The 19119-nt window shown below is 68.1% G+C and carries 19 protein-coding genes; 5 read left to right on the top strand and 14 right to left on the bottom strand.

Annotated features, from left to right (window positions below; all coding sequences use genetic code 11):
- Positions 1–24 precede the first annotated feature (24 nt).
- The 6 genes from CK625_RS09670 to CK625_RS09645 form a co-directional block, all read right to left on the bottom strand.
- Positions 25–1971 carry a DUF3426 domain-containing protein gene (locus CK625_RS09670; RefSeq protein ID WP_095540112.1) on the bottom strand — a complete coding sequence of 649 codons (1947 nt, stop codon included), beginning with the start codon at positions 1969–1971 and terminating at the stop codon, positions 25–27.
- 153 nt (positions 1972–2124) lie between these two features.
- Positions 2125–3030 (bottom strand): 50S ribosomal protein L11 methyltransferase, encoded by a 906-nt coding sequence (gene prmA / locus CK625_RS09665; protein ID WP_095540111.1) that lies wholly within the window; start codon positions 3028–3030, stop codon positions 2125–2127.
- Between the two features lie 56 nt (positions 3031–3086).
- Positions 3087–4442 carry an acetyl-CoA carboxylase biotin carboxylase subunit gene (gene accC, locus CK625_RS09660; protein WP_095540110.1) on the bottom strand — a complete coding sequence of 452 codons (1356 nt, stop codon included), beginning with the start codon at positions 4440–4442 and terminating at the stop codon, positions 3087–3089.
- Positions 4443–4660: 218 nt separating this feature from the next.
- Positions 4661–5128, bottom strand: a complete 468-nt coding sequence (gene accB / locus CK625_RS09655) for an acetyl-CoA carboxylase biotin carboxyl carrier protein (protein WP_095540109.1) — start codon at positions 5126–5128, stop codon at positions 4661–4663.
- Positions 5129–5402: 274 nt separating this feature from the next.
- Positions 5403–6005 carry a TlpA family protein disulfide reductase gene (locus CK625_RS09650; RefSeq protein WP_095540108.1) on the bottom strand — a complete coding sequence of 201 codons (603 nt, stop codon included), beginning with the start codon at positions 6003–6005 and terminating at the stop codon, positions 5403–5405.
- A complete protein-coding gene (locus CK625_RS09645) occupies positions 6002–6625 on the bottom strand; it encodes a hypothetical protein (RefSeq protein WP_095540107.1) in 624 nt (207 codons plus the stop codon). Before CK625_RS09645 ends, CK625_RS09650 begins: the two co-directional genes overlap by 4 nt.
- A gap of 335 nt (positions 6626–6960) precedes the next feature.
- Here CK625_RS09645 and CK625_RS09640 point away from each other — a divergent pair, with 335 nt between their 5' ends.
- The 4 genes from CK625_RS09640 (at position 6961) to CK625_RS09625 (ending at position 9766) form a co-directional block, all read left to right on the top strand.
- Positions 6961–7374, top strand: coding sequence for a hypothetical protein (locus CK625_RS09640; RefSeq protein WP_143326254.1), 414 nt, complete (start codon positions 6961–6963; stop codon positions 7372–7374).
- A gap of 29 nt (positions 7375–7403) precedes the next feature.
- On the top strand, positions 7404–7763 hold the full coding sequence (locus CK625_RS09635; RefSeq protein WP_095540105.1) for a hypothetical protein: 360 nt from the start codon (positions 7404–7406) through the stop codon (positions 7761–7763).
- 8 nt (positions 7764–7771) lie between these two features.
- On the top strand, positions 7772–8731 hold the full coding sequence (gshB, locus tag CK625_RS09630; protein WP_095540104.1) for a glutathione synthase: 960 nt from the start codon (positions 7772–7774) through the stop codon (positions 8729–8731).
- A gap of 261 nt (positions 8732–8992) precedes the next feature.
- Positions 8993–9766: a ferredoxin--NADP reductase gene (locus CK625_RS09625; protein ID WP_095540103.1), complete on the top strand. Its 774-nt coding sequence runs from the start codon at positions 8993–8995 to the stop codon at positions 9764–9766.
- Between the two features lie 63 nt (positions 9767–9829).
- On the opposite strand, the gene CK625_RS09620 is transcribed toward CK625_RS09625, so the two are convergent.
- On the bottom strand, positions 9830–10984 hold the full coding sequence (locus tag CK625_RS09620; RefSeq protein ID WP_095540102.1) for an aminotransferase class V-fold PLP-dependent enzyme: 1155 nt from the start codon (positions 10982–10984) through the stop codon (positions 9830–9832).
- Positions 10985–11354: 370 nt separating this feature from the next.
- Between CK625_RS09620 and tkt the strand changes: the two genes are divergently transcribed.
- Positions 11355–13394: a transketolase gene (gene tkt, locus CK625_RS09615; protein WP_095540101.1), complete on the top strand. Its 2040-nt coding sequence runs from the start codon at positions 11355–11357 to the stop codon at positions 13392–13394.
- A gap of 188 nt (positions 13395–13582) precedes the next feature.
- On the opposite strand, the gene rfbC is transcribed toward tkt, so the two are convergent.
- The 7 genes from rfbC to aroE all read right to left on the bottom strand — a co-directional run bounded on the left by rfbC (position 13583) and on the right by aroE (position 19068).
- Positions 13583–14137, bottom strand: coding sequence for a dTDP-4-dehydrorhamnose 3,5-epimerase (rfbC, locus tag CK625_RS09610; RefSeq protein ID WP_095540100.1), 555 nt, complete (start codon positions 14135–14137; stop codon positions 13583–13585).
- Between the two features lie 15 nt (positions 14138–14152).
- Positions 14153–15040, bottom strand: a complete 888-nt coding sequence (gene rfbA, locus CK625_RS09605) for a glucose-1-phosphate thymidylyltransferase RfbA (RefSeq protein ID WP_095540099.1) — start codon at positions 15038–15040, stop codon at positions 14153–14155.
- A 48-nt stretch (positions 15041–15088) separates the two neighbouring features.
- Entirely contained in the window at positions 15089–15919 is an 831-nt protein-coding gene (gene proC, locus CK625_RS09600; protein WP_095540098.1) for a pyrroline-5-carboxylate reductase, read from the bottom strand.
- 556 nt (positions 15920–16475) lie between these two features.
- Entirely contained in the window at positions 16476–16649 is a 174-nt protein-coding gene (locus CK625_RS13930) for a hypothetical protein (RefSeq protein WP_172425134.1), read from the bottom strand.
- A gap of 217 nt (positions 16650–16866) precedes the next feature.
- Entirely contained in the window at positions 16867–17415 is a 549-nt protein-coding gene (gene ruvC / locus CK625_RS09595) for a crossover junction endodeoxyribonuclease RuvC (protein ID WP_095540097.1), read from the bottom strand.
- 13 nt (positions 17416–17428) lie between these two features.
- Positions 17429–18193, bottom strand: coding sequence for a monofunctional biosynthetic peptidoglycan transglycosylase (gene mtgA, locus CK625_RS09590; RefSeq protein WP_095540163.1), 765 nt, complete (start codon positions 18191–18193; stop codon positions 17429–17431).
- Positions 18193–19068, bottom strand: a complete 876-nt coding sequence (aroE, locus tag CK625_RS09585; RefSeq protein ID WP_429001309.1) for a shikimate dehydrogenase — start codon at positions 19066–19068, stop codon at positions 18193–18195. The genes mtgA and aroE overlap by 1 nt, the downstream gene beginning before the upstream one ends.
- Positions 19069–19119: the final 51 nt, after the last annotated feature.

Genomic DNA, 19119 nt, shown 5'->3' with positions numbered 1-19119 from the left:
GGGGCGGCCTGCGGCGTCGCCGGGTCAGGGCGAGGCCGGATAGAAGATCTGCAGCTGGTAGTCGGTCACGGCCTGTGCGTACTGGCTCAGGCGTAGGGTTTGGCGGCCTTGCCAGCTTTGGCCAGGGGCGATTTCCATGGGGGCGTCGGCCAGATCGGCGGGCGAGAGCGGGCGGCGAATCAGTGTGTTGCCGCCATGGTCGCGCAGGCTCAGCCACAGGTGTGGCGTTCGCAGCCAGAGCTCGCTGGGGTTGCGCACCGTCCACGACAGGGTGAAGACGTCGTCGCCTTCGGCCTGGAAGGTGGAGCCATCGAGCACCAGGCGCTCGATGGCGCGCAGCGGCGCCACGGTGCAGCCCAGCAGCTCGCACAGCGACTGCATGCGCGCTTTCATGGCCGGGCTGGTGGCGGCGATGCGGTCGCGCTGGTGCAGCACGACCTGCAGCGCCAGCGCCAGCGCCAGCGCAGCGGCGAGCAGGCCCAGCGCGGCCTTGACGCCGGGGTGCGACCAGAAGGCCTGGCGCGCGGCCTGGCGCACGAAGTTCAGCTCCTGGGTTTCGCTGAAGGCGGTGCGGTAGACCTCGCGCAGCGATTCATCGGCGTCTGCGCGCAGCGCGTCGTCCAGATCGGTCAGGCGCTTTTCCCGCCGGGCGGAGCCCTTCTTGGTGGCCGGGCCTGCGCTGCCTGTCAGGCCGCTGGGCTGGCCGGAGGCAGGCAGGCTGCTGGGCGCGGCGCTGTCGGCAGGCTCCTGGCTTTTCTTGCGCAGCGTGGCGGAGGCCGGGCTGCTGGCGCTGCCGGCCTTGGCGCCGCTGCGCGGCTTGCGCGATGCGCTCTTGCCGGGCGCGGCTGGCTGCTGGGGGCCGGTGGGCGTGGCAGCTGGTGTGGTGGCCGGTGTGGTGGTCGGCTCGGGGGCGGGTGTTTTGTCCACCAGCACGGCTGGGGCCAGCACGATGGCGCCGGCGGGCACGTCGGCCGCAGGGCTGCTGGGCGCGTGGCCGTCGGGCTCGGGCGTGGCGGGGCCGCCGTCTGCACCGTCTGTACCGTCTGCATGCTGGGCCTGGGCGGCCGACTGCATGGCCTGCCAGCGCTCGAGCTCTTTCTGGAAAGCGTCGATGTGGCTGTCGTCGCCGTCGGCAGCGGGCGCTGGCGCGCTGGCGTTTTGCGCAGCCGGGTTTTCTGCAGGCGGCGGGCTGCTGTCGAATGCGGCGTCCGGCAGATCGGCCAGGGCCACGGCCTCGATCAGCTCGACATCGGCGGCGTCCAGTTGCTGCTCGGCAAATGGCGGCTCGGCAAAGGGCTGTTCGGCGGGCGCCTGGGCAAGCGGCTCGGCAAGCGATTCGACCAATGGGGCGGGCGTGGCCGCTGCGCTGTCCGGCGCCTGGGAGGCGGGCTTTTCGGCATCCGCATCGGCATCGGCCTCTACATCGGCATCGGCCCCCGCATCGGATGCGGCAGCGGGCGGCGTGTCGGCCGGGCTGGATGGGGAGAAGGTTTCCGACAGCTCCTTGAGCCAGCGCTCGGTGGGGCGCTCGGTAGGGCGCTCGATGATGGGCTCGGCCTCGTCGGCCAAGGGCGATTCGCCATGCTGGCCCGCAGCGGGCGGGGGGGCGCTTGTCCTGGCCCCGTCGCCCTCTCCCTCTGGTGCTGTGCTGGGGGCTTGTGCTGCTTCTGTTGCTTGCGGCGTGGCTGCTGCTGCGGCTGGCGATGGGCCCTGGCCGCTGGGCAGGGCCTCTTCGGTGGCGCGCTCCGGCTGGGCAGGGTTGGCGAGTGCAGCGTCAGGCTGGCTGGGGTCGGCCTGGCCCTGGTCTTGGGCGGCGACCTGCTCGCCATCCTGCTCGGCCACCAGATGCTGGGTGGCATCAAAAATGTGGTGACAACGCCCGCAGCGCACCCAGCCTTGCGAGGCGTGCAACTGGTCTGCAGAGACCTTGAAGCGGGTCGCGCAGGTTGGGCAGCGGGTGACGGATGACATGCGGGCGGGGCAGGGATGGCAAAGGCCCGTATTGTGCCCGAGAGTGGCGCGTGCAAAGGGCTCTGGCGCCGCCGCGCGCCAAGGTGGGGAAGGGGCGCGCGCCCCAGGCAATGAATTGCTCGGCCGGCCCTGTGCCGGCGCGTGAGTGGGAGGTCAGGCTGGCCGTTGTGCGGTCATCAGAATCCAGCCGTCCTGCGTGTCGGCCACTTGCAGCGCCAGCCAGGGGGCGTAGGCCTGTTGCAGCAGCTCGGCCTGGCGCTCGAGGATGCCGGCCAGCACCAGGTGGCCGCCGGGGGCGACGTGGCCGCACAGCAGCGGCGCCAGCACCTGCAGCGGGTTGGCCAGGATGTTGGCAAGCACGACGTGGTAGCGCTGGCTGCTGATGATGTCGGGCAGGCCGCAGCGCAGGGCGACCTGGTTTTTCTCGGCATTGCTGGCCGTGGCGGCAATGGCGGCTTCGTCGATGTCCACGGCATCGACGGGGTTGGCGCCGAACTTGGCCGCGGCAATGGCCAGGATGCCCGAGCCGCAGCCGTAGTCCAGCACGCTGCGCTGGGTCAGGGCCTGGCCGGTTTCGTGCTGGGCGGCCAGCCAGCGCAGGCACATGCGGGTGGTGGGGTGCGTGCCGGTGCCAAAGGCCATGCCCGGGTCGAGCGCGATGCTGGTGCGCGCCTGGCTGGGCACTTCATGCCAACTGGGCACGATCCAGAAATCGGGCGTGATGTCCACGGCGCTGAACTGCGCCTGGGTGAGGCTGACCCAGTCCAGATCGGGCACTTCCTCCAGGCCTTGCAGTTGGCAGCCGGCGTAGAAGTCCTGCAGCGCCAGCAACTGCTGCGCCTCGTGGGCCTGTTGCCGCTGGCTGAACAGGGCGCTGACGGTGCTGCGCAGCCAGGCCTGGCGCTCGGGCTCCATGCCCGGTTCGCCAAACAGCGCCTGCTCGGCCTCGGTCTGGGCGTCGGCGTCTTCGACGGAGACGCTCAGTGCGCCCAGGGCGTCAAGCGCTTCACTGATGGTTTCGACCCGCTCTTGCGGGCACAGCAGGGTCAGGGCGTACATACAGAGGTACGGGCAAGTGGAGGGCAGTGTGGCGCGGCCAAGGCCGAGCCCGGCGTTCAGGGGCGTGTGGCGTGTTGCTCGAGCCACTTTTCCAGGTAGTGGATGTTGGTGCCGCCAGCGATGAAGTTGGCGTCCAGCAGCAGCTCGCGGTGCAGCGCGATGTTGGTCTTGATGCCTTCGACGATGGTCTCCATCAGGGCGCTGCGCATGCGCGCCAGGGCCTGGTCGCGGCTGTCGCCATAGACGATGAGCTTGCCGATCATCGAGTCGTAGTTGGCCGGCACGGTGTAGCCGGAGTACATGTGCGAGTCCACGCGCACGCCCGGCCCGCCCGGGGCATGCCAGGTGCTGACCTTGCCCGGCGAGGGGGTGAATTTGTATGGGTCCTCGGCATTGATGCGGCATTCGATGGCGTGGCCGCGCAGCTGGATGTCCTTTTGCGCAAAGGGCAGTTTTTCGCCTGCGGCCACGAGGATTTGCGTCTTGACGATGTCGATGCCGGTGATCATCTCGGTGACCGGGTGCTCGACCTGCACGCGCGTGTTCATCTCGATGAAATAGAACTCGCCGTTTTCGTACAGGAACTCGAAGGTGCCCGCGCCCCGGTAGCCCAGGCGCTTGCAGGCGGCGGCGCAGCGCTCGCCGATCTTCTCGATCAGGCGGCGCGGGATGCCAAAGGCCGGGGCCTCCTCGATGACTTTCTGGTGGCGGCGCTGCATGGAGCAATCGCGCTCGCCCAGGTGCACGGCGTTCTTGTGGGTATCGGCCAGCACCTGGATCTCGATGTGGCGCGGGTTCTCCAGGAATTTCTCCATGTACACGGCCGGGTTGCCGAAGGCCGCCTGCGCCTCGCTCTTGGTCATCTGCACCGCGCCCAGCAGGGCGGCCTCGGTGTGCACCACGCGCATGCCGCGCCCGCCGCCGCCGCCAGCGGCCTTGATGATCACCGGGTAGCCGATCTGGCGCGCGATGGCGCGGATCTCGGCCGGGTCGCTGGGCAGCTCGCCCTCGGAGCCGGGCACGCAGGGCACGCCCGCCTTGATCATGGCCTGCTTGGCCGAGACCTTGTCGCCCATGATGCGGATGGATTCGGCCGTCGGTCCGATGAAGGCAAAGCCGCTTTTTTCCACGCGCTCGGCAAAGTCGGCGTTCTCGCTGAGAAAGCCGTAGCCGGGGTGGATGGCCTGGGCGTCGCTGACCTCGGCGGCCGAGATGATGGCGGGCATTTGCAGGTAGCTCTGGCTGGCTGGCGCAGGGCCGATGCAAATGGCCTCGTCGGCCAGGCGCACGTACTTGGCGTCGCGGTCGGCCTCGGAATACACCATGACCGATTTGATGCCCAGCTCACGGCAGGCGCGCTGGATGCGCAGGGCAATTTCGCCGCGGTTGGCGATCAGGATTTTCTTGAACATGCGGGAAGTCTCGTGTGCATGGGGCCGGCCCGGCTGCGCCGCATTGCGTCAGTTGGCACAGCCTCGGACGGCGGCGTGGCTGCGGCCTGGTTCAAGCGTGCCCTGGCGCAGTCTTGGGCGGATGGGCAAATCCACAGTGGCCGATGGCCATGCCCGAGCGAAGGCGGTGCGGCCAGCGCAAGCGCCATGCAGCGCGGCCTTCACTGGGCAATGGCCGGTCATTCGATGATGAACAGCGGCTGGCCGTATTCGACGGCCTGGCCGTTCTCCACCAGGATTTGCTTGATCGTGCCGGAGCGATCGGCCTCGATCTCGTTGAGGATTTTCATCGCCTCGATGATGCAGACGATCTGGCCTTCCTTGACCTGGGTGCCGACCTCGACGAAGGCATCGGCCGTGGGGTTGGGCGCGCGGTAGAAGGTGCCGACCATCGGCGCGGTGATGCTGGCGCCTGCGGCGGCGGCCGGGGCGGCTGCGGCGGGGGCAGCGGCCTCTTGTTGCGCGGCGCTGGCTGCGGGGGCGATGGCCGTCAGCGCCGGCGCGGCCGCTGCCACGGGCGCGGGCACGAACACGGGGGCGCCGCCCTTGACGATGCGCACCTTGCCCTCGGCTTCGGTGATTTCCAGCTCCGTCACATTCGATTCGGACACCAGGTCGATCAGAGTCTTCAGTTTCCTCAGATCCATAGGGTTTCGGGCTCCAGATAAAAGCAGGCCGCCTTGGAAATCTTGATTTCGATTTCTTGCGGCAAATAGCAGAAATTTGCTGCTATTTTACGCTAACTTTCAGTAAAAGTTAAAAATTGTTGGGTGATATGCAGGTGTCGGTGTTCGCCTGCGCATGGCCGGCGGCGCGCGCCATGCGCGCGGCAGAACCCGGCATTCTACGGCCAATGTCCGTGCACCGCCTGGCCGGCAGATGCGCTGCCATGGGGCCTGCGCCGATGGCAGGCGGGCCTGCTCACGCCAGCAGGCTTTGCCATTGCTGCAGGTCGGCCGGCTCGATCTGGCCCAGTTTGCGCGCCCGGATCTGGCCCTGGGCGTTGGCCAGCACCGTCAGCGGCAGGCCGCCTGTGCCGCCCAGGGCGCGCGCCAGCGCCATGCCCTGGCCGCCGCCGGCGATGCCGATGGGGAAATCCAGCGCCATGCGCTGGGCAAAGCGCTGCACGTTGGGCAAGGTATCGACGGCAATGCCGACGACGGCCCAATCGGGCCGCTGGCGCTGCCATTGGTTCAGCAGCGGCAGCTCCTGCACGCAGGGGGCGCACCAGGTGGCCCAGAAATTGAGCAGCAGCGGGCGGCCCAGGTAGTCGCGCAGCGCCAGTAGGTGGCCGTCGAGCCGGGGCAGGGCGATGGACCACAGCGCGGCCTCGGCGGCGCTGTGGCGCTGCCGCAGCCAGCCCCAGTAGCCGCCAGCGCCGGCGGCGGCCAGTGCCAGGCCGCCACCCCAGAGCAGCCATTGGCGGCGCCCCGGCCCCTGAGCTGCGCCATGCCCATCATGGGCGGGCGAAGATGTGGGTGAAGAGGCAGGCACAGGGCTGGGGGCGGGGGCAGGAGTCTTCATGGCGCGGGCGATTGTGGCATGGCGCTGGCCCCAGTCATGCGGGCCTGCAAGGCCTGCAGCGTGCCGCGCGGCGCCTGGCCGTCGGCATCGGCCTGCAGCGCGCCGCGCAGAGCCTGGCTGGGGTTGTTCCACAGGCACAGCAGCACCTGCGGTTGCAGTGCGGGGTGTTGCGCTGCCACGTGCAGGCCCAGCACCTCGGTGGGCTGGCCGCCCAGGCCTTTGGCTTCCTGGGTGTCGAAGTCCAGCCCGTGGTTGAGCAGCCAGATGGGCAGGGCCTTGCTGTCGTCGCAGAACAGCTGCAGGTGAATCGGGCTCCAGTGCGTGGCCGTGCCGCTCCAGACGGCGCCGCCCAGCAGCGGCTTGAACTCGGCCAGTTGCTGCATCCAGTGCGCGGCGATCTCGCGCAGGGCCTGAAGCACCTGGGGCTGGGTGTCGGCGTGAAACAGCGCGATGTGCTCGCGCACCGCGTCCTCGACGCTGCGGTTGTCGGGCAGGGCGGTGTTGGCGGGCAGGCCCAGCTGCTTGAGCGCGCGCTGCTTGGCCGGCCCGAGCTCCAGGCCTTCGTCGACGATCAGGGCGGCGGCGGCCTGGGCGATTTCCTGCTGCAAGGGGGTGTGCATGGGGATGGGGCGTGAATGTATGGGGGTGGTTCGGCGTCTTGGCGGGCATTGCCGGTGTGGGCAAGAGCCGACGGGCAGGGCTGTGAAATTCGCGTATCCTCTTGGCCCGCGTGAATTGGCCCGCATCAGGCATAGGCCCGGCGCGCTGGCACGGATTGTGCGTCAGGATGAATGCCATGGCTGGGCCTGGGCATTGCGCCGTGCCCCCCGGATGCACACGGCGCCGAGATCTGTCGCTGCCGACTGTCGCTGCCGACATGGCACTGCGATTCGCGCAGGGCATCCCTTTTGCGGCCATGCGGCGCGCCACGACCAACAGAATTTGATGTTCAGGAATGACTTCCACCCCAGTTGTTGCACCATTCAAGCCCGTTTGGAAATCGCGCTTTGTGGCGCTCAAGGCCGCCATCGATGATTTGCCCCAGGCTTTCGAGGCCCTGCAGGCCTGCGCTCTGGTGGAAGTCACCACCGGCATGGTGCTGCACAGCACGGGCGCGCTGATGGAAAACGGCGCGCTGGCCGAGGCGGCGAGCAATTACTGGCGCATCTACCAGCGCCACGGCAGCTTTTTCGAAACCCTCGGGCCGCTGCGCTATTGCGTGTTGATGCACCAGCAAATGCGCATGACCATCGTGCCCTGCACCGCAGACATGGTGCTGGTGCTGCTCAGCCAGGACGGCGTGGCGCTGAACTGGCAGGCCGTGCTGGCCCAGGCGGCGCAGATTGGCCGGCTGGCGCGCCAGCTGTGACGAACCAAGAGGCGCTTTTCTTTCTTTTTATGGCAACGATCAAACAAACCCTGGACGAGCTGATGACGCTTGAAGGCGCGCTGTGCTGCGCCGTGGTCGACAGCAGCAGCGGCATGATGCTGGCCTCGGCCGGCGCGGGCATCGACATGGAGGTGGCGGCCGCAGGCAATACCGAGGTGATGCGCGCCAAGACCAACACCATGCGCGCGCTGGGCCTGCACGATGTGATCGAGGACATCCTCATCACGCTGGGCAAGCAATACCACATCGTGCGTCCGGCCTCGCGCAAGGACGGCGTGTTTCTCTACCTGGTGCTCGACCGCCAGCGCTCCAACCTGGCGCTGGCGCGCCGCAAGGTGTTCGATGCCGATCAGGCGCTGATGTTTTGAGCCTTCCTATGAACCTGCTGTTCGTGGCCGATGCACTGGCCAGCTTCAAAATCCACAAGGACACCACCTACGCCATGATGCGCGAGGCGCAGCGGCGCGGCCACGGCATTGCCGTGTGCGAACCGCGCGCGCTGTACTGGCAGCGCGGCGCGCGCGTGTGCGCCCAGGTGCAGCACATCGAGCTGCTGGCCCAGCCCCCGGCCGATGGCCCCTGGTGGCATCTGCTGCGCCAGGCCGAGCAGGCCCTGGCCGATTTCGACGCCGTGCTGATGCGCAAGGATCCGCCGTTTGACAGCGAGTTCTTCTACTGCACGCACCTGCTGAGCCAGGCCGAGCGCGAAGGCGCCAAGGTTTTCAACCGCCCGGCGGCGCTGCGCGAGCACCCGGAGAAGCTCGACATCCTGGAGTTCCCCGAGCTGATCGGCCCGACCCTGGTCACGCGCGAGCCCGAGCGCATCCGCGCCTTCCACGCCGAGCATGGCGACATCATCCTCAAGCCGCTCGACGGCATGGGCGGCATGGGCATCTTCCGTGTCGGCCCCGATGGGCTGAACCTGGGCAGCATCATCGAAACCCTCAACGCCCATGGCAGCACCTCCGTCATGGTGCAGCGCTACCTGCCCGAGATCCGCCAGGGCGACAAGCGCCTGCTGCTCATCGACGGCCAGCCCGTGCCCCATGCGCTGGCGCGCATTCCGCAGGGCAGTGAAATCCGCGGCAACATGGCCGTGGGCGGCAAGGCCGTGGCCCAGCCGCTGAGCGCGCGCGATGCCGAGATTGCCGCGCGCCTTGGGCCGGTGCTGGCCGCGCGCGGGCTGCTGCTGGTGGGCGTGGATGTGATTGGCGAGTGCGTGACCGAGATCAACGTCACCAGCCCGACGGGCTTTCAGGAAGTCACCGCGCAGACCGGCTTTGACGTGGCCGCCATGTTCCTGGATGCGCTGCAGCGCCGCCAGCCTGGCTGGTGATGCGCTATCCTCTGGCGCTTTTGCATACGCTCGCGCCCGGCATGGGCGCGCCAGCCTGCCCACGCGATGAATGCCTGCGGTTGGCGGCGGCTTTTCCTTGTGGCCGCCCTGTCATCCGGCAGCAATCTCCCAATAGATAGACCCCTGAAAGGGCCCCGTGCCAGCCAGGCAGCGCCACCAGCTATGCGCTATGCGCCGTGCGCCCGGCCTGGCGGTTTTCTTGCGGGCAGCAGGCCCGCGCACCGACACCGATACCGCAAGATGAGTGCCTTTAACGAAGAACGCGTTCTCTCCATCCACCACTGGAACGACACCCTGTTTAGCTTCACCACCACGCGCGATGCCTCGCTGCGCTTTTCCAATGGCCACTTCACCATGATCGGCCTGCGCGTGGATGGCAAGCCGCTGCTGCGCGCCTACAGCATCGCCAGCGCCAACTACGAAGAGCATCTGGAGTTCTTCAGCATCAAGGTGCCCAACGGGCCCTTGACCTCGCGCCTGCAGCACATCCAGCCCGGCGACACCATTTTGGTGGGCAAAAAGCCCACCGGCACCTTGCTGCTGGACTATCTGCTGCCGGGCAAGCGCCTGTATCTGCTGGCCACGGGCACCGGGCTGGCGCCGTTTCTCTCCACCATCCGCGACCCGCAAACCTACGAGCGCTTCGAGCAGGTCGTGCTCGTGCACGGCACGCGCTTTGTCAACGAGCTGGCCTACCAGGAACTCATCACCCGCACGCTGCCCGAGCACGAAATCCTGGGCGAATACGTCAAGGGCAAGCTGCTGTACTACCCGACGGTGACGCGCGAGGACTTTCACCACCAGGGCCGCATCACCACGCTGATCGAGAACGGCAAGCTCTTTGCCGACCTGGGCCTGCCGCAAATCAACCGCGCCGAGGACCGCATCATGATCTGCGGCAGCCCGGCCATGCTGTTTGACCTCAAGACCTTGTTCGAGCAGCGCGGCTTCATCGAGGGCAACACCTCCACGCCGGGCGAGTTCGTCGTCGAGCGCGCCTTTGCCGAGAAGTGAGCGCGGCGCTGGGCGTGCTGCCCGTGCGCCCAAGATGCGGGCCTTGAACTGGCCCGCTGATGCTTAAGCCGTGGCCTCCGCGGCCTGCCGGGGCGCAATCTGCTGCAGCGCATCGCGCAGTTGCGCGACGCTGCGCTCGATGTGCTGCAGCTTCTCCAGCCCGAACAGGCCCAGGCGGAAGCTGCGGAACTCCTCACCCTCGCCGCACATCAGCGGCACGCCGGCAGCGGCCTGGATGCCCACCTGCAGGAACTTGCGCGTGTTCTGGATGTCCGGGTCGCTGGTGTAGCTGACCACCACGCCAGGCGACTGAAAGCCAGGCGCGGCCACGCTGGCAAAGCCATGCGACTGCAACAGTGCGCGCACCTGCGCGCCCAGCTCGATCTGCTGCGCGCGCAGGAAATCCCAGCCCAGCGCCTGGGTCTCCAGCATGGTCTCGCGCAGCCGCAGCAGGGCATCGGTGGGCATGGTCGTGTGGTAGGCGTGCTGGCCGCGCAGATAGCCTTCGGCAATGTGCAGCCATTTCTTCAGGTCGCAGGCAAAGCTGCTGCTGCTGGTGGCCTCGATGGCCTGGCGCGCGCGCTCGGAGAACATGACCATGGCGCAGCAGGGCGAGCTGCTCCAGCCCTTTTGCGGCGCGGAGATCAGCAGATCCACGCCGCTGCGCTGCATGTCCACCCAGATCGCGCCCGAGGCAATGCAGTCCAGCACCAGCAGCGCGCCCACCTCGTGCGCGGCATCGGCCAGCGTGCGGATGTAGTCATCGGGCAGCAGGATGCCGCTGGCGGTCTCGCAATGCGGGGCAAAAACCAACTGCGGGCGCTGCTGGCGGATTTGCTCGGCCACCTCTTGCGCGGGCATGGGTGCCCAGGGCGATTGCGCGCCATCGCCCAGCCGCCGGGCCTGGCAGATGATGGCCGAGCCGCCGAAGTGGCCGGCCTCGAAGATCTGCGACCAGCGGTAGCTGAACCAGCCATTGCGCACCACCAGCACCTTCTTGCCATGGGCGAACTGGCGCGCCACGGCCTCCATGCCAAAAGTGCCGCTGCCGGGCACCAGCGCCGCGCTGTGCGCGTTGTAGACGCTGTGCAGCGTGCGCAGAATGTCCTGCATCACGCCGACGAAGCGCTGCGACATGTGGTTGAGGGCGCGATCGGTATAGACCACGGAAAATTCGAGCAAACCGTCGGGATCGACGTGGGGCAGCAGGCCGGGCATGGATGTCTTGCAGGCAGTGGATCGGATGAGTGAGGGCGCGCAGCGTGTGGCCACTTGGGCCGCTTGGGTTGTTGGGCCGTGGCCGATATGCGCATGAAAGATGGCGCGCGCGCCAAGGCGCGGCAAGCATACCTTAGAACCAGCGCGGCTCAGCGTGGCCCGGCGCCGCTGGCGTGGCAGAGCGCCCGAGCTTGGCAATGAGCGCGGCGCGAGGAGTTGGAGCGCAGGCCCTAAAATACCGCGCCGCCTGCCGACGCCTGTGGCGCGCGGCTTTTTTGTTTTGGAGCCTCTGCCACCCCTTCGGTCGCCGCAGAGCTTTCTTTTTTTCTGATCGCCGTTTCGTTTCTCTCTTCTCTGGAGCCTCTCCCCCATGGCCAACACCACTGCGATGGCCAATGCAATCCGTGCATTGGCGATGGATGCCGTTCAACAAGCCAACTCTGGCCATCCCGGCGCGCCCATGGGCATGGCGGAGATGGCCGTGGCACTGTGGAGCCGCCACCTGCGCCACAACCCGGCCGACCCGCGCTGGGCCGACCGCGACCGCTTCGTGCTCTCCAACGGCCATGCCTCGATGCTGCTGTATGCGCTGCTGCACCTGAGCGGCTACGACCTGCCCATGCAGGAGCTGAAGAACTTTCGCCAGCTGCACAGCAAGACCGCCGGCCACCCGGAGGTGGATGTGACCCCTGGCGTGGAAACCACCACCGGCCCGCTGGGCCAGGGCGTGACCAATGCCGTGGGCTTTGCGCTGGCCGAGAAGCTGCTGGCTGCCGAGTTCAACCGCCCCGGCCATGCCATCGTCGACCACCACACCTACGTCTTCCTGGGCGATGGCTGCCTGATGGAGGGCGTCAGCCACGAGGCCTGCGCGCTGGCCGGGGCCTGGAAGCTGGGCAAGCTCATCGCGCTGTACGACGACAACGGCATCTCCATCGACGGCCAGGTCGCGCCCTGGTTCGTCGATGACACGGCGCAGCGCTTTGCCGCCTACCAGTGGGACGTCATCGGCCCCATCGACGGGCACGACGTGCAGGCCCTGGATGCCGCCATCGCCCAGGCCAAGGCCGTGCAGGACAAGCCCAGCCTGATCATCTGCAAGACCCACATCGGCAAGGGCAGCCCGAACCGCCAGGACAGCGCCAAGGCCCACGGCGAGCCGCTGGGCCATGAGGAAATCGCCCTGGTGCGCCAAAACCTGCCCTGGCCGCACGCGCCGTTCGAGATCCCGGATGAGGTCTATGCCGACTGGGACGCCAAGGCCGCCGGCGCGCGCGCCCAGCAGGACTGGCAGCAGCGCTTTGAGGCCTATGCCGCCGCCCACCCCGAGCTGGCCGCCCAGTTCACGCGCCGCATGGACGGCGCCCTGCCCAAGGACTTTCACCAGACCGTGGTGGACATGGTGGTCGATGCGCACACCAAGCAAGAGAAAGTGGCCACGCGCAAGGCCAGCCAGATCGCGCTGGAAGCGCTCACCCGCAGCCTGCCCGAGCTGCTGGGCGGCTCGGCCGACCTGACCGGCTCGAACCTGACGCAAACGGCCAGCACGCCTGCGCTGCGCCTGGATGCGCAAGGCGCAGTGCAGCGCAACGAAGCCGGCCAGCTCGGCCGCCACATCAACTACGGCGTGCGCGAGTTCGGCATGGCAGCGATCATGAACGGCATCGCCCTGCACGGCGGCTTCATCCCCTACGGCGGCACCTTCCTGACCTTCAGCGACTACAGCCGCAACGCCATCCGCATGGCCGCGCTGATGAAGCGCCGCGTCGTGCACGTCTTCACGCACGACTCCATCGGCCTGGGCGAGGACGGCCCGACCCACCAATCCATCGAGCACGCCGCCAGCCTGCGGCTGATCCCGAACCTGGACGTCTGGCGCCCGGCCGATACCGCCGAAACCGCCATCGCCTGGGCCGAGGCGCTGCTGCAGCACGACCGCCCCACGGCGCTGCTGCTCTCGCGCCAGGCCGTGCCCTATGCGCCCAAGAAGGACGTGGCCGACATCAAGCGCGGCGCCTACGTGCTCAGCGAGCCGGCCGACGTGGGCCTGAAGAAAGCCGCGCAGGCCGTGCTGCTGGCCACCGGCACCGAAGTGGCGCTGGCGCTGCAGGCGCAGCAGCTGCTGGCGCAGCGCAAGATCGCCGTGCGCGTGGTCTCCATGCCCAGCACCACGGTGTTTGACCGTCAGGACGTCAAGTACCAGACCAAGGTGCTGCCGGAAAAGCTGCCGCGCATCGCCGTCGAGGCCGGCGTGACGCAGTTCTGGTGGAAATACGGCTGCGCCGCCGTGGTGGGCATTGACTGCTATGGCGAATCGGCCCCGGCGGCCGATCTGTTCCAGCACTTTGGCTTCACCGCCGAGAACGTGGCCGACACCGTGCAGGCCGCGCTGCAGCGCCGCAAGCGCTGATACTGGCTTGCCCCCATGTACGCGGCGACCTTGCTGAGGGCCGCGTACATAGCCTTTGGCTTGCAATGGCAGCGCAGCGTGAAGGCTCAGCGCTCATGCATGAGCTGCTGTCCAGACTCGAATAGCCTCCGGGCCCGCCCAATCAATTCGGGCAGGCTTTTGGGTCTGCGTTGTGAATTCCGTGTCGTTCAGGCCAGCTCGGCCTGGGCCAGCGGCAGTGCGCGGGCGTCCTTTTCCGACAGCTGCGGCTGCTCGATGCCGTGCTCGGCCAGTGGCCAGGCGATGCCGATGTCCGGATCGTTCCAGGCGATGCTGCGCTCGTGCTCGGGCGCGTAGTAGTCGGTGGTCTTGTAGAGGAAGTCGGCACTGTCGCTGAGCACGACGAAGCCATGCGCCAGGCCCGGTGGCACCCATAGCTGGCGCTGGTTGTCCTCGCTCAGCTCCACGCCGACCCAGCGGCCAAAGGTGGGTGAGCCGCGGCGGATGTCCACAGCCACGTCGAACACGGCGCCGCGCACCACGCGCACCAGCTTGCCCTGGGGCTGCTGCAGCTGGTAGTGCAGGCCGCGCAAGACGCCTTTGCGGCTGCGGCTGTGGTTGTCCTGCACGAAGTCCAGCCGCAGGCCCGTGGCCTGGGCAAAGGTGCGGGCGTTGAAGCTTTCAAGAAAAAAGCCGCGTGCGTCGCCGAAGACCTTGGGCTCCAGGATCAGCACGTCGGGGATGGCCGTGGCGCAGGTGTGCATGGTGTGCTATGGGGTTCAGTCGCGAATCATGCGCAGCAGGTACTGGCCATAGCCGCTTTTGGCCAGTGGCTGGGCCAGTCGTTCGAGCTGGGCGCTGTCGATGAAGCCCTTGCGCCAGGCGATCTCCTCGGGGCAGGCGATCTTCAGGCCCTGGCGGCGCTCCAGCGTGGCAATGAATTGGCCGGCCTCCATCAGGCTGTCGTGGGTGCCGGTGTCCAGCCAGGCGTAGCCGCGCTTCATGATTTGCACGTTCAACTGGCCTTGCTGCAGGTAGGCCTCGTTGACCGAGGTGATCTCCAGCTCGCCGCGGGCGCTGGGGCGCACGGCCTTGGCGATCTCCACCACCTGGGCGTCGTAGAAGTACAGCCCGGTGACGGCGTACGAGCTTTTGGGCTGCTGCGGCTTTTCCTCGATGGAGACGGCCTTGCCCTGGGCATCAAAGGCCACCACGCCATAGCGCTCGGGGTCGTGCACGTGGTAGGCAAATACGGTCGCGCCTGCGCTGCGGCCATCGGCCTGGGTCAGCAGGGTTTCGAAATCGTGCCCGTAGAAGATGTTGTCGCCCAGCACCAGGGCGCTGGGCGCGCCGGCCAGGAACGACTCACCGATGAGAAAGGCCTGGGCCAGCCCATCGGGGCTGGGCTGCACGGCGTACTGCAGGTTCAGCCCCCAGGCGCTGCCATCGCCCAGCAGCTGCGTAAAGCGCGGCGTGTCCTGCGGCGTGCTGATGATGAGGATGTCCCGGATCCCGGCCAGCATCAGCGTCGAGAGCGGGTAATAAATCATCGGCTTGTCGTAGACCGGCAGCAGCTGCTTGCTGATGGCCAGCGTAGCCGGGTGCAGGCGCGTGCCGGAGCCGCCAGCGAGAATGATGCCCTTGCGGGCTGTTGTCTGGTGGGGCATGGTCGGGGCCGTGAGGCAAGTCTTGAAAGCCTTGTGTCCGCGGCAGGATCAGCCCAATTCACGCGCCATTTCGCGAGCGCGGTCGTGGCTGGCGCGCATGGCGTCGATGAAGTGCTGCTGCATGTGCTGGGCGTCCATGGCTTGGGTGGCGGCAAAGGTGGTGCCGCCCTTGGAGGTCACGCGCTGGCGCAGCACTTCGGGCGATTCGGGCGATTGCGCCGCCAGGGCCGAGGCGCCGGCGAAGGTGGCCACAGCCAGCTGATAGGCCTGCTCGGGCGTGAGGCCCAGTTGCGTGCCGGCGTCGCGCATGGCCTGCAGGAAATAGAACACATAGGCCGGGCCGGAGCCCGACAGCGCGGTCACGGCGTCCAGCAGCGGCTCTTGTTCGACCCACATCGTCTGGCCCACAGCCTCGGCAATGGCTTGTGCCTGGCTGCGGTCGGCTTCGCTGGCGCTGGCAGCAGCGAACAGGCCGGTCATGCCCTGGCCCAGCAGGGCGGGGGTGTTGGGCATGGCGCGCACCATGCGCACATCGCCCAGCCAAGCCTGCATGGAGGCGGTGGTCACGCCGGCGGCGATGCTCAGGTGCAGGCATTGCTGGCTGCTCAAGAGCGGGCGCGCTGCGAGCATGGCGTCCTTGAGCACCTGGGGCTTGACGGCCCAGACGATGGTGGCTGCCAGTGGCGCAGCGGCGCTGGCGCCCAGCGCCTGCAGCGTATCGGCGGTGCGGATGCCGAAGTCCTGGCTCAGAGCTGCGCGCGCAGCGGCATCGGGCTCGATGGCGGCCAGGGCGGAGGCGGCCCGGCCGTGCTGGCGCAGGCCGCCGATGATGGCGCGGGCCATGTTGCCGCCACCGATGAAGACGATCTCTGGTTGCATGGTCAGAACCTGTTCAAAACCTCGGTGCGAGTGGGCAAGACGCGGCTTGGGAGGGGCTGCAGGGCGCAAAACACAGCTACGGTTGCGGCCAGGGCGGGCTTTGCGGGCGCGCCGCAGGCAGCCCAAATCCGCGCTCTTGCCCGCTGTGCAGAGATTCTGAACGGGTTCTCAGGCTCTCCTGTGCGCACGGGCAATGTGGGGCTGCGGCAGGCTTGCGATTGGCAGCAGGCCTTGTGGGGCTTGTTGAGATTGGGTGTTGCGGCGGTGTTTTCGGTCAAAAAGCTGCAACTGCCGCGTTGAAAACGCTTGCAAGGTGTCCAGGCCTTGCAAGCGTTGTCGCCTTGCATTGGCGACTTTTGCCTCGAAAAAACCGCTTCGCAAACCAAATCTCAACAACCTCTGGTTGGCAGCTTGCAGTGCCAACGGTGCGCGGCGCCTCGTTGCAGTGAAGAAGGATTGCGGGCCTGCAGTGCAAGCGGCCTGTTTTTTAGGGCCTGCTCCAAAGAGGCGGGCTTGCCGCAGCAGGCGCGGGTGCTGCGGCCTGTCAGGCTGGGGCTCAGGAGCCGCCGCTGTGGGCGCGCTTGCCCGGGTTCTTCTTGCTGCGGGTGTGCACGCCGCGCTCCTTGCTCACGCGCTGGCCGCCGCCTTGCTTGGGCATGGCGTAGCCTTTGGGGGCGGGCAGTGGCGGGGTGAATTTGCGATCGGCTTCGGTAACGATTTTGTTGCCCATGACGGCTCCTGCGGAAGGGTGGGGCGGCGCGAAGCGGGCAATGCGCGCCGAGAACCTGATCGGTCAAGCGCTGCAGCTGCCCGTTGGCGCCCCAGCCTGGGGGCCAATGGCCGCGGGAAAACGCGCGATTCTAATGCATGGCGCAGGCCACGGGCCGGGCGCCGGTTTTCCAGGGCCTTGTGCCCAGCCCGTTGAGGACAGGTCCTTTGAACACGCTCTAGTAACTGCGCCCGGCGCGGTACATGGCGTGCTGGCGGCGCTGCAAGGTGGTGGTTTTCTGCAAGGCGCTGTGGGTGCGCTGGGCGTGGGCGTGGGTGATGGCCAGGCCCAGGGCGTCGGCGGCGTCGGTGCCGGGCAGGCCGGGCAGTTGCAGCAGGCGGCGCGCCATTTCCTGGATTTGCGACTTGGCCGCGCGGCCGTGGCCGGTGATGGCCTTTTTCATTTGCAGCGCGGTGTATTCGGCCACTGGCAGGCCCTGGGCCACCAGCGCGGTGACGCAGGCGCCGCGCGCCTGGCCCAGCAGCAGCGTGGATTGTGGGTTGACGTTGACGAAGACGATTTCCACGCAGGCCTGGTCGGGCTGGTACTGGCGGCTGAGCTGGGCGATGCCGTCAAACAGGATCTTCAGGCGCGCGGGCAGGTCGCCGCGCGCCACGGCGTTGGTCTTGATGGTGCCGCTGGCCACGTAGTGCAGCTGCGTGCCGTGCACGTCGATCACGCCAAAGCCGGTGGTTTGCAGGCCGGGGTCGATGCCAAGAATGCGCATGGGAAGATGGGGCTCAAGAGGCCGGCGATGGTAGCGCAATCGCCCGCATGCGCTGCACGATGATTTGAGTGCGGCGGTTCATGTAGGGGCTGTGCGGCGCCAGGCCCAGGCGCCGTGGCTGGGGCAGCATGACGGCCAGGCGGGCGCTTTGCGCGGCGTTGAGCTGGCTTGCGCTGGTGCCAAAGTAATGCTGCGCGGCCGCTTCGATGCCGTAGATGCCTGCACCCCATTCGACCTGGTTGAGGTAGAGGTCAAGAATGCGTTGTTTGGGCAGGGCCGCTTCGAGCATCCAGCTCAGCAGTAGCTCCTGGCCTTTGCGCAGCAGGCTGCGCTGGCCCGAGAGGTGTAGGTTCTTGGCCAGTTGCTGGGTAATGGTCGAGCCGCCCAGCAGCCGCGCCTGGCCCTGGGCATTGCGCCGCCAGGCCTGTTCGATGGCGCGCCAGTCGGCGCCGCCGTGCTGGAAGAACAGATTGTCCTCGGCGGCGATGACGGCTTTGCGTGCGTGGTCGTGGATGGCCTCGCCGGGCACGGGCTGGTGCAGCCAGCGGCGGCCCTGGGTGTCCTGCCGGCCCTGCAGGATGTGCCACAGCGCGCTGCGCTGGAAGGCGGTGGAGCCCGGCTCCAGCCAGCGCAGCGCCCAGCTGTGCGCCAGAAAGTACAGCTGCAGGCACAGCCCGGCCAGCAGCAGCATGCCCAGCCAGCGCCCGCCGGCCTGGGCCAGGCGCTGCGCCAGGCCTGGGCGTGCGCCGGCGGCGGGCGCTGGCTGGGCCAGGGCCATCAGGCTGCGCCGATCTGCTGGCGCAGCGCCGCCAGCACCGGCGCGCTGGGCGGGCGCAGGCCGCGCCACAGCGCAAAGGATTCGGCCGCTTGTTCCACCAGCATGCCCAGGCCATCGCGCGTGCGGATGCCTTGCCCCTGGCTGCTGGCCCAGTGCAGAAAGGGCTGGGCGGCCGCGCCGTACATCATGTCGTAGGCCAGCGCGCCGGGCGCCAGCAGGCGCGGCAGGTTTTGGATGGGCAGTGCAGCGCCCTGCAGGCTGCTGGCCGTGGCGTTGATGAGCAATTGCATGGCCGGCAGCGGCGTGTGGTCGATCTCGTCCAGCGCCAGGGCCTGCAGCTGCACGCCGTGCTCGGCGGCCAGGGCGGCGTGGCGCTGTGCCAGGGCCTGGGCGCGCTCGGCGCTGCGGTTGGCGATGTGCAGGCTGGCGGGGCCGGCTTGCAGCAGTGGCGCCAACGCGCCTGCGGCCGCGCCGCCGGCGCCCAGCAGCAGGATGTGCGCGCCGGTCAGACGCAGCCCAGCGTTGTCGCACAGATCGCGCACCAGGCCAATGCCGTCGGTGTTGAAGGCCTGCACCGGGCCTTGCGGGCCGTTGAGCACCAAGGTGTTGGCGGCCTGGGCCAGCTGCACGCGCGCATCGCAGTGGCTGGCCAGTTGCGCAGCCTGGTGCTTGAAGGGCACGGTGATGTTGCAGCCCTTGATGCCGTGCTGGCGCAGCGCTTGCAGGGTCTGGGCAAAGCCCTGCAGCGGGCTCAGGCAGCGGGCGTAGACCAGCCGCTGCCCGGTGAGCTGGGCGAAGTGCCGGTGGATGGCGGGCGAGCGGCTGTGGGCGATGGGGTTGCCGATGACCACGTAGGCGTCTTGCCCCTGGGCGATCAGTTCAGTCAGTTCGGCGGCCAGTTCGGCGGGTTCGACCTGCGCGGCGGC

It is taken from the genome of Vandammella animalimorsus (assembly GCF_002285265.1).
Lineage (GTDB): Bacteria > Pseudomonadota > Gammaproteobacteria > Burkholderiales > Burkholderiaceae_C > Lampropedia.
Note: the sequence above shows the minus strand (reverse complement) of the source record. Positions and strands in the feature narration are given on the sequence as shown.